Source organism: Streptomyces milbemycinicus, from assembly GCF_002154605.1.
Classification (GTDB): domain Bacteria; phylum Actinomycetota; class Actinomycetes; order Streptomycetales; family Streptomycetaceae; genus Streptomyces; species Streptomyces milbemycinicus.
Window position 1 is genome coordinate 1 of the sequence record NZ_MUNE01001031.1, and the last position, 546, is coordinate 546.

The window sequence follows — 546 nt, forward strand, 5'->3', positions numbered from 1 at the left end:
GGTCCGCCGCCGGCGCGCCGGGGCCGAGGGGCGGGGGGCCGGAGGTGCACACCTCGCGGAAGTCGGCCTCGGCCTCGTCGAGGAGGACGCACAGGAGGCCCTCCCGATCACCGAAACGGCGGAAGAGGGTGCCCTTCCCCACGCCGGCCTCCTTCGCGACCGCCTCCATCGTCACGTGCTCGGCGCCGTGCTCGCTGACCAGGCGACGGGCGGCCTCCAGCAGCCGGGCGCGGTTGCGGGCGGCGTCGGAACGCTCAGTGCCGACGGCGGTGCCGTCCGGTGTCTCCATCAGCATTCTCCCGTCACGCGTACGTACACGTTCCCGGCGTCGATGCGAACCGGATAGACCTCGCAGCATGCGGAAGGGACGTGTTCTCGGGGCAGCTGTGCTCGTCCCGAACGACACGTGTGCTGCTTCGATCGCCGAGGCTAACGGGGCGGGACGGTGCCGGGATGCGACCCCGGCCCCAGTCCACCAGCGGAAGCAGGGGGAGTCCTGCCGGAGTCCTAGTTCCATCTGCTGACGTGGACTGGGGCCGGGGTCGC

At 72.0% G+C, this 546-nt stretch carries 1 protein-coding gene; it reads right to left on the reverse strand.

Annotated elements, in window-relative coordinates; genetic code table 11:
* Window positions 1-289, reverse strand: a 289-nt coding sequence (locus CCN51_RS50645) for a TetR/AcrR family transcriptional regulator (protein WP_143676205.1), incomplete at its 3' end; no start/stop codon positions are given.
* Window positions 290-546 lie beyond the last annotated feature (257 nt).